5 protein-coding genes are annotated in these 6,640 nt (G+C 66.0%); all 5 read right to left on the bottom strand.

Going from position 1 to position 6,640, the window contains the following annotated elements; all coding sequences use genetic code 11:
• Positions 1-15: 15 nt before the first annotated feature.
• Positions 16-1,839 (bottom strand): putative nucleotidyltransferase substrate binding domain-containing protein, encoded by a 1,824-nt coding sequence (locus tag ACP159_RS07490; RefSeq protein WP_425099036.1) that lies wholly within the window; start codon positions 1,837-1,839, stop codon positions 16-18.
• Positions 1,840-1,935: 96 nt separating this feature from the next.
• On the bottom strand, positions 1,936-3,684 hold the full coding sequence (locus ACP159_RS07495; RefSeq protein ID WP_425099037.1) for a sodium:solute symporter family protein: 1,749 nt from the start codon (positions 3,682-3,684) through the stop codon (positions 1,936-1,938).
• Between the two features lie 5 nt (positions 3,685-3,689).
• Entirely contained in the window at positions 3,690-3,974 is a 285-nt protein-coding gene (locus ACP159_RS07500) for a DUF4212 domain-containing protein (RefSeq protein WP_425099038.1), read from the bottom strand.
• A gap of 66 nt (positions 3,975-4,040) precedes the next feature.
• On the bottom strand, positions 4,041-4,727 hold the full coding sequence (locus tag ACP159_RS07505; RefSeq protein WP_425099039.1) for an adenylate kinase: 687 nt from the start codon (positions 4,725-4,727) through the stop codon (positions 4,041-4,043).
• 5 nt (positions 4,728-4,732) lie between these two features.
• The coding region (gene acs / locus ACP159_RS07510) for an acetate--CoA ligase (protein ID WP_425099040.1) at positions 4,733-6,640 on the bottom strand (1,908 nt) is incomplete at its 5' end.

Here is a 6,640-nt window from a genome sequence, read left to right on the forward strand (position 1 = left end):
GTCTCCCGTTCGGGCCTAGCCCAGCATTCCCTTGCCATGCCCCGCCGCCGATTGCAGCGATTTGACCACGACGAAGGCATCCCGCAAATGACTTCGCTCAAAATCCGACAGATCGGCGGGGGCGAGGTAGTTGTTGGGCGCTTCGCCCGCCTTGATCTGCGCCGCCTGATGCTCCAGCCGGGTTTCGGCGATGAGGTCGTAGGCGTCGATGAGGTCGCGCCCGCCCGAATTGCTCAGCACGCCCGCCGCCTGTGCCGCCTCCAGCCGGGCGCGGGTGTTGACGGCGGAAAGCTTCGCCTGCAGCGCGTAGACCCGGCCGAGGTCGACCACCGGCACCACGCCGTTGTGCTTCAGGTCCAGCGTATTCTTGTGCTCGCCGCTGCGGATCGTGGCGAAGCCGCGCAGCAGGCCCAGCGGCGGCTGGTGCTTGAGCGAATTCGAGATCATGTGCGCCACGAAGATGGAGTTCTTCGCCGCCAGCGCAAGAGTCTGCCGCTGCAGGTCCTCGAAGAGCGAGACCGTCCCGCCGATCGGGCGCAGGTCGAACATCACGCTGGCCAGCATTTGCGCCTCGGGCGAGGGCTTGGCGATCCAGCCTTTGAAGTAGGCCTTCCAGACGCCGACCGGCTGCCGCCAGCGCGGATTGGAGGCCATCATCTCGCCGGGGCAGTAGACGTAGCCGCAGATGTTCAGCCCGTCGCAGACGAAATCCGCCAGAGCCTTGAAATAGGCCTCGTGCTCGTCGGAGTAGCTGTCGTCCAGCATCAGGCAGTTGTCCTGATCCGAAACGCCGGTCTGCTCCTGTCGTCCCTGGGAGCCGCAGGCCAGCCAGAGGTAGGGCACCGGGGGCGGGCCGAGCCTGGCCTCGGCCAGGGTCAGGAGCCGCCGGGTGGCGGTGTCGGCGATATCGGTGATCAGCCGCGTGATGATGTCGTGACGGTTGCCGGTGCCGACCAGTTGCACCAGCAGTTGCGGGATGCGGGCCGTCACCCGGGCCATCTCCTGCGCGTCCTGCGCCCCGGCGATGCCCGCGACGAGTTCGGCTGAGCTGGTGGCCTGGAAGCGGGTCAGGTCGGTCTGGGTAACGATGCCGACGAGCCTCTGGCCCTGCGTTACCGGCACATGCCCGATGTGGCGCTCCATCATCATGTGCAGCACGTCGGAGCCGATGGCGGAGGGAGGCAGCGACAGCGGATCGGCGGTCATCACCGCGCTGATCGGGGTGTCGAAGGGCAGGGCGCCTGCCACGACCTTGCCGGAGAGGTCGCGGACGGTGGCGATGCCGCGCAGCAGCCCGTCCTCCGTGATGCAGATCGAGGAGACGCGGCGCTCCGCCATCGCCCGGGCCGCGGCTTGCACCGTCTCGCCCGGGGCACAGGTGAGCGGCTCCCGGGCCATCAGCGTCTCCACCGGGCTGGTGGCCAGCTCGGGGCGTTTCGGACGGGCAGCGCGGGAGCGGTCGAAGAATTTCGCGGCGGCGGGCTGGGTCTCGACCAGCCGCAGGAAGTCGGATTTCGGCAGCACCAGAAGCAGCGTGTCAGCGGTGGTCCGCGCGGAAGTCACGGCGATGCCGTCGCGCCCAAGACCGCGCTCGCCGAAGGAATTGCGCGGGCCAAGCTGGGAGATCTGCACGTTGTTCCTGTCCCGCACGGCAACGCCGCCTGAATGGATCAGGTACAGCCCGTCGAGCGGTTTGCCGTACTGGTAGATGTCCTGTCCTGCCGCCATGTGCAGCGTCCGGAAGGCGGGCAGCAGGGCGTTCAGGGCCTCCTCGGGCAGCGCATCATAGGGATGCACGCCGGACAGGAAACGCAGGAGGGCGTCGGGATCGAGGGGCATGGGCACTCGCAGTCAAAGAAAATCCCGCCCCGGATACACCGGGACGGGAGGAAAGCGAAAGGGCAGGGCCGGGATTTCGCCAGCCCTGCGCATGGCTCAGTGGCCGTCCACGGCAGCGCCGGCACCGCGCGGGATGCGAACGCTCTCGACCAGTTCCTCGATGTGGCGCGGGATCGGCTGGGTCATCTTCGACACGGTGAAGGCCACCGCGAAGTTGATTGCCGCACCGACGGCTCCGAAGGAGGTCGACTTGATGCCGAGCAGGAGCGGGTCCGCATCCGTGAAGGAATTGGTGTCCGGGATGAACATCCAGCCCTTGTGCAGGAAGATGTAGACCAGCGTGACCACGAGGCCGGTGATCATGCCCGCCACGGCGCCCTTGTTGTTCACCTTGGTGAAGATGCCCATCATCAGGACCGGGAAGATCGACGCGGCGGCCAGGCCGAAGGCCAGCGCCACGGTTTGCGCGGCGAAGCCCGGAGGGTTGAGGCCGAGGTAGGTTGCCACGGCGATGGACACGCCCATGGCGACCCGCGCCGACATCAGCTCGCTCTTCTCGGACATGTTCGGGGTCAGCTGACCCTTCAGCAGGTCGTGCGAGACGGCGGAGGAGATGGCGAGGAGCAGACCGGCGGCGGTGGAGAGCGCGGCGGCAAGGCCACCCGCAGCCACGAGACCGATCACCCAGCCCGGCAGGTTGGCGATTTCCGGGTTGGCGAGAACCAGGATGTCGTTGTTGAAGTTGGTCAGCTCGTTCTCCGGGTTGGAGGACGGGTAGTAGCTGATCTTGCCATCGCCGTTCTTGTCTTCCCAGCCGAGCATGTTGGTCTTCTGCCAGGTCGCCATCCAGGCGTACTCGGGGTCGTTCTCGATGGTCTCGACGGAGACCGGCTCGCCGGCTGCGCCGTTCGGCCAGAACTGCTGGGTGATGTTCAGACGCGCCATGGCACCCACGGCCGGAGCGGTCAGGTACAGCAGGGCGATGAAGACCAGCGCCCAGCCCGCGGACCAGCGTGCGTCGGACACCTTCGGCACGGTGAAGAACCGCATGATGACGTGCGGCAGACCGGCGGTGCCGATCATCAGCGACAGGGTGAAGAGCACCATGTTCAGGGTGTCACCGTTGTGCGTGGTGTACTCCTTGAAGCCGAGGTCGCGCAGCAGCGCGTCAAGGGTCTGGAGCAGCGGCTCGCCGGTGTTGACGTCGTTGCCGAAGAGACCGAGGCCCGGGATCGGGTTGCCGGTCAGCTGCAGCGAGATGAAGATCGCCGGGATGGTGTAGGCGAGGATCAGAACGACATACTGGGCCACCTGCGTGTAGGTCACGCCCTTCATGCCGCCGAACACCGCGTAGGCGAAGACGACGACGGCGCCGATCAGCAGGCCGGTGGTGTTGCTGACTTCGAGGAAGCGGCCGAAGGCCACGCCGACGCCGGTCATCTGGCCGATGACGTAGGTCACCGATGCGACGATCAGGCAGATCACGGCCACGAGGCGCGCGGTCGGGCTGTAGAAGCGGTCGCCGATGAACTCGGAGACGGTGAACTTGCCGAACTTGCGCAGGTAGGGCGCGAGCAGCAGCGCCAGCAGCACGTAGCCGCCGGTCCAGCCCATCAGGAAGGTGGAGTTGTCATAGCCGACGAAGGCGATGAGGCCCGCCATCGACAGGAAGGAAGCGGCGGACATCCAGTCCGCGGCGGTTGCCATGCCGTTGGTGACAGGGTGCACACCCCGGCCAGCCGCATAGAATTCGGACGTGGACCCGGCGCGGGCCCAGATCGCGATGCCGATGTAGAGCGCGAAGGATGCGCCCACGAACAGCAGGTTGATGGTAAACTGATCCATGGTCCTTATTCCTCGTCCACGCCGTATTCTTTATCGAGCTTGTTCATCCGCCAGGCGTAGAAGAAGATCAGCGCCAGGAAGACGATGATCGAGCCTTGCTGGGCGAACCAGAAGCCGAGATCGGTGCCGCCGACTTTGATGCCCGAAATCATCGGGCGCAGCAGGATGCCGAACCCGAAGGAAACCAGCGCCCAGATGATGAGGCTGACGATGATGATGCGCACGTTGGCAGCCCAGTAGCCCTTGTCGGCTTCGGCCTGCGCGGCGCTTTGTGATGTGTGGTCCGCCATGTCGCGGGTCCTCCTCTTTCCTCCGAAAGCCTCCCAGCCGGGGAAGCACGAAAACCACCGCGCGGGTTACGCGGTGGCCGTTTTCACGATCGCCTGGAGATCCCGGGCGATGGTCTCGATGTCGCCCATGGCGTCGATGCGGCTGAGCGCACCGGCCTTGGCGTAGTAGTCGATCAGGGGAGCGGTCTGTGCGTGGTAGGCCTCGAGGCGGCTCGCCACGGTTTCCGCGTTGTCATCGGCGCGGCGCTTGAACTCCGTGCCGCCGCAGCTGTCACAGGTGCCCGCGGTCTTCGGCTGCTTGAACAAGTCATGCCAGCCCTCGCCGCATCCGGCGCAGGTGTAGCGGCCCGCGATCCGCGCGACCATCGCCGCGTCTTCGACGTCGAGGCTGATGGCGGCGTTGATCCGCGCGCCGCTCTCGGCGAGCAGCGTGTCGAGCGCCTCTGCCTGCACGGTGGTGCGCGGGAAGCCGTCGAGGATGACGCCCTTCGCGCAGTCCGGCTCCCGCAGACGGTCGCGCAGGATGGCGATGACGATCTCGTCGGAGACCAGCCCGCCCGCTTCCATCACGGCCTTGGCCTGCCTGCCCGCTTCGGTGCCATTGGCAACCGCTGCGCGCAGGAGGTCGCCGGTGCTGAGTTGAACAAGGCCGAATTGCTCTTCGAGCATACGGGCTTGCGTGCCTTTCCCGGCCCCCGGAGGGCCGAGAAGGATCAGGACGGGGGCGGCGGTTGGAGTGCTGCTTCCATCCATGGCGCTTACCCCTTGTTCATCCGGTTATCGATGAGGTCATCGACGACGGATGGGTCGGCGAGGGTGGATGTGTCGCCGAGGGCGCCGTAGTCGTTTTCGGCGATCTTGCGCAGGATGCGGCGCATGATCTTGCCGGAGCGGGTCTTCGGCAGGCCGGGTGCCCACTGGATCAGGTCGGGGGAGGCGATCGGGCCGATCTCGGTGCGGACCCAGGCGCGGAGTTCCTTGCGCAGCTCCTCCGTCGGCTCGACGCCGTTCATCAGGGTCACGTAGCAGTAGATGCCCTGGCCCTTGATCTCGTGCGGGTAGCCGACGACCGCCGCCTCCGCGACCTTCTCATGCGCCACCAGCGCCGATTCCACCTCCGCGGTGCCCATGCGGTGACCCGAGACGTTGATCACGTCATCGACGCGGCCGGTGATCCAGTAGTCGCCGTCCGCATCGCGGCGGCAGCCGTCGCCGGAGAAGTAATAGCCTTTGTAATCCGAGAAGTAGGTCTTCTCGAACCGCTCGTGATCGCCCCAGACGGTGCGCATCTGACCCGGCCAGCTGTCCTTGATGCACAGGACACCCTCGGTCGGGCTTTCATGGATTTCCTCGCCGGACTGCGGATCGAGCACAACCGGCTGCACCCCGAAGAACGGCTTCATCGCCGCGCCGGGTTTCGTGGCATGGGCGCCGGGAAGCGGGGTCAGCAGGTGCCCGCCGGTTTCCGTCTGCCACCAGGTGTCGACGATCGGACAGCGACCGCCGCCGACGACATCATTGTACCAGTTCCACGCCTCCGGGTTGATGGGCTCCCCGACGGTGCCGAGGATTCGCAGCGAGGATAGATCGCATTTCGTTACGAAATCGTTGCCCTGGCCCATCAGCGCGCGAATCGCCGTCGGCGCGGTGTAGAACTGGTTGACGCGGTGCTTCTCGCAAACTTGCCAAAAACGCGACGCATCCGGCCAGGTCGGCACGCCCTCGAACATCAGCGTCGTCGCGCCGTTCGCCAAGGGCCCGTAAACAATGTAGGAATGCCCGGTGACCCAGCCCACGTCGGCGGTGCACCAATAGACGTCTCCGTCCTTGTAATCGAAGGTGACCTCGTGGGTCAGCCCGGCGTAAACCAAATATCCACCAGTGGTGTGTACAACGCCCTTCGGCTGGCCGGTGGAGCCGGAGGTGTAGAGGATGAACAGCGGATCCTCGGCATTCATCTCCACGGGGCGGCAGTAGTCATCGGCCTCCAGGGCCATCTCGTTGTAGTCGTAGTCGCGGCCGTCGACCCATGTCGTCTGCCCGCCGGTGCGCTTGACCACGAGGCATTTGACATCGTCCTTGCAGTGCAGCAGGGCCTTGTCGGCATTGGTCTTCAGCGGGGTCTTGCGGCCGCCGCGCGGCGCCTCGTCGGCGGTAATGACGACCTTCGCGTCACAGCCATTGACCCGGGCGGCGAGGGCATCGGGGGAGAAGCCGGCGAAGACGATGGAATGGATGGCGCCGATGCGGGCGCAGGCGAGCATGGCATAAGCCGCTTCGGGGATCATCGGCAGGTAGATGATGACCCGGTCGCCCTTGCGCACGCCGAGGCTCTCCAGCACGTTGGCCATGCGGCAGGTGCGGCGGTGCAGGTCGGCGTAGGAGATCGACTGGGCCTGCTCGGCGGGATCGTCGGGCTCGAAGATGATCGCGGTCTGGGTGCCGCGGGTCTCGAGATGACGGTCGATGCAGTTGGCGGAGACGTTGAGGGTGCCATCGCGGAACCACTCGATGCTGACCTTGCCGAGGGTGAAATCGACGTTCCTGATTTCCGTCGGTGCCTTGATCCAGTCGAGCCGCTGCGCCTGCTCGGCCCAGAAGGCCTCCGGATCGCTCACCGACTGCGCGTACATCGCGTCATACGCCGCAAGATCCACATTCGCAGA

It is taken from the genome of Tropicibacter sp. S64, assembly GCF_049803835.1.
Lineage (GTDB): Bacteria > Pseudomonadota > Alphaproteobacteria > Rhodobacterales > Rhodobacteraceae > Pacificoceanicola.